Raw genomic sequence first — 3,489 nt, 5'->3', positions numbered from 1 at the left:
ATCACTATTTTTCATTCCAAGTTTAGCATGTCCGAGTGCACCAAGTTTTATATTACCAAAATAGCCCACACTCAAACCATATTTGGTACCATCTATCGTACCTGTATCACCATACTCCTTTTTTATTTTGTGCATTTTTTCCAGACCCTTATTTTTAAAATATTTATAGGAATATTTAACTTTATTCTCAGAGGAATAGTACTAACAAAAAACCGATAGTTGTGTCAATATTTATTTTGGATTCAAAAAAAAGCATTTTTCTTCAGGTCGACATTTTTTCATTAACTGGCAGGAAATATATTTACAAAGTCCAAAAAGTATATCTAAGACTCACTTCATAACTATACCTTGAACATAACGCCCCTGCACCCTTCTATCCCCTTTGATGGAAAAGTAAAAGGCGGCAAATAAAGGGCTTGTAAATTTCTAAGAGTGAGGCGTAGTTATGGTAGTCATGCGCGATGAGGTTAAAAAACCTGGAAATCTCACAATAAAAAATAGCTGCCTGTAACAACATGAATGCACCCGATAATCCGCCTTAACCTGTTTTTCAAAACAAATTTATTAAATTCCCGGCCGCCTCCGGCGGCAAAGGGTAATTTAAGTCCTGACGCAACGAAATCCAACATCGTCGTACCGATAGCTCGGATCGTACCTGAAGCGGAATGCACAGCGCGCGACATCCTGATCGGCGAACCAGCAACCGCCCCGCAGCACTTTTATATTTTTATCATAATCACTCGAAGTCCATTCCCATACATTGCCTGCCATGTCATAACAGCCCGCGAGGCTAATTCCATTCGGATACCTTAAAACTCGTGTGGTTTTCCCAATACCTGATTCACTAGTATTGCATTTTTCTTTATCAAATTCATTACCCCACGGGTACTCACGTCCATCTGTTCCTCGTGCAGCACTCTCCCATTCGATTTCAGTCGGAAGTCTTTTTCCTGCCCATTTTGCATATGCCTCTGCTTCGTAATAACTCACACCAACAACAGGGTGATTCGTCTTTGTCCACACTTCATCGTCCCAAAATTCTGGTTGTATAATATTGTTTTTCTTTTTCCAGGCAAGACCGTCTTTTCTCCAGTATTCATCAGTTGAATATCCACCTTCTTTGAAAAACCGCCTGTATTGATCATTTGTAACAGGATAAACATCGATTAAAAATGTCTGCTCTACCTTGTGGGGTTCCTGTTTATCACCATATAGAAACTTACCGGAAGGTATTTCTATCATATCATCCAATTTCCCCACCGATTTATCACTTTTTTCTAATGTTGCCTCATCAATAGTCTCAACAATTTCACTTAAGGTTATAAGCTGGTTAACATCATCCGGGCTGCCTTTAAAATTTTTTACAATCTCGGTGAGTTCTCGAATTTTTATATATGAATGCAAAGATCTGGGCACTTGTTTCAAATCTTCATCAGTCATTTCCCTTAAAGATTTATCTGTCTTTGATTCAATATCTGTAATATATTTTTTTAAGGTAAACAAAATACTCGGGTTATCCTTAATTTCATTGAACAGTGACGGATACACGTATTCAAGAATGCTTATGTATAATAATGAGCTGAATTCTATATTTACCATACCTTTGTTTTTAATGATTCCATCCTGCAGGTTGAGATTGTTCAGGAATCTTTTTAACTGACGCGGGTTGTATTGTACAGCAGGTATGATTAGCGGCAGATGTGGTTCAATTTCTTTATTTATCTGAGGACTTTTTAGTTCAATAAATGCTTTAAAATCATTTTCATCTATTTTGGGCAACTTAAAAGTAACCTGTACTATTTTGTCCATAAACCTGCCCGCGTCAGCTTCGCCATATGATTCTGCCAGAGCTTTTTCAATAATTTCATTTGCAGCACCAATAATGAATATACAACCTTGCTTGTCCATGAAGAGCTTGACGGTTTCAAGTACTTTTACGATTTTATCTTTTGGACACCTGTCCAGATCATCAATAAAAATAACTAAAGCGCCATTTTTATCATCCGTATTTTCATTGACTTTAGTTTTTGGACGCCAATTAAGGTAATCCCAAAGGAGCCTGTCGAAAAAGTCTTGGAATGTATCATAAAACCCAAGCTTTTCCCTAAATTTAAGTTCGCCAAAAAATTCAGAAATATCAAGACCGATTAACTTTGTCAGTTCGCCGATAATTTTTGAGCCCTTAAATCCTTTTACGATCCCCTCAATTTTTGCTTTACTTGCTTCAAAAAAACCATCCCGCTTCATTGTTTTGAATATTTCCTCGATCAATGCTGCGAGGATCGCGTCTTCATCACTGTATTTCCAGGCTTGAAACCATACTGTTTTGCATTTTCGGTAAAATACCTCATCTTTAAAATCGCTGTGATCGAGGTATGTTTTTACAGTTTTCATTAAAGTGGTTTTACCTGAGCCCCACGACCCGTATATTCCGATTACAAGAGGTGTCCCGTTTTCTTTATTCGCAGCAAGACCGGCGATGGTTTTGGCATATGCTTCAAATCCGAAAACAACTTTATCTTTTTCTATTTCGGGCAGATCACTAATTATGGTTACAGGCTTGGGATCCGGCATTTTTATGTACCTCCCAGTTTATATCAAACATATAATTCGAATGTCTAATGATCAAGAGCCAAAGGATCAGAGGCTGGTCAAGTCGCGGGATTCTTTTACATGCGTACGCTTCATAAAACCTACTCCGGTAAAATGTTGATTCATCTTGTTTTGCTTTCATGGCCCACATAAATACACTGCCACACGCCGCGGTTTCTTCTTTTTCGTGACAAACTCAAGTAGTATGTCGAACCTCTGATCCACCATATCGCGGCAGATTTAAACTCTTAACGATGCCATCAAATACGTATGCAGACTTTCGAGACATTACTTGATTGCTGCCAAAGCGCCTTTGCCATGATATTTTTCCAGTACCCTTCTATTGATGCCTTGCAATTAAAACTGCAGGAAAAACGTTAATTAAATAACCTGAAAACTATATTTAACGTAAATGCAATACCTCAGTCCACACAATTATGAACAGCCATTCAGGCACCATGTAAGTTCACTTTCCGTAAAGTCTACTGGAATCAGCTACACTACGCCATCAGAATTCTCATTTTCCCATCATATTTTTTTTGAACTCCGTCCCCCGGGTTATTAGATTTTCAATCTTAATCTTATAATTCCAGTTATTTTTTGATTGCTTAAGCTCTTTTCATTAAAAAAAGAAATTCACCAAGAATTGTTGAACAGTAATTTCTGAACAGTAATTTCTTGACAAAAGCCGGGTAAGCAAATAGAATTTATGGTTTAAAAATTTTAGAGATTTTTCATCGGGACAGGTATTATAATGTATCCAGAAAATTTTACAAAACAAAACAGCGTTTTTGCCGGGCAGGAAAAACGACCGGACATGTTTAAAGAGTTTGATGCAACCGAGCTTTACTGTCCTAAATGCAAACGGGCTGTTCCTGTGAGAAAACGCCTTCTTCT

Annotated in this window: 1 protein-coding gene; it reads right to left on the bottom strand. The window is 37.6% G+C overall.

Annotated features, from left to right (window positions below; translation table 11 throughout):
• Positions 1-600 precede the first annotated feature (600 nt).
• The gene (locus K8S13_RS17650) at positions 601-2,574 is read right to left on the bottom strand and encodes an SUMF1/EgtB/PvdO family nonheme iron enzyme (protein ID WP_291464563.1); all 1,974 of its coding nucleotides are present in this window, start codon (positions 2,572-2,574) and stop codon (positions 601-603) included.
• Between the last annotated feature and the right edge of the window lie 915 nt (positions 2,575-3,489).

This window comes from Desulfobacula sp., from assembly GCF_021107415.1.
This window is presented reverse-complemented; position numbering and strand designations above follow the sequence as displayed.

Bases quoted from the DNA above. Each gene is read 5' to 3' on its own strand.
- K8S13_RS17650 (WP_291464563.1), bottom strand. From the start codon at position 2,574: ATGCCGGATCCCAAGCCTGTAACCATAATTAGTGATCTGCCCGAAATA.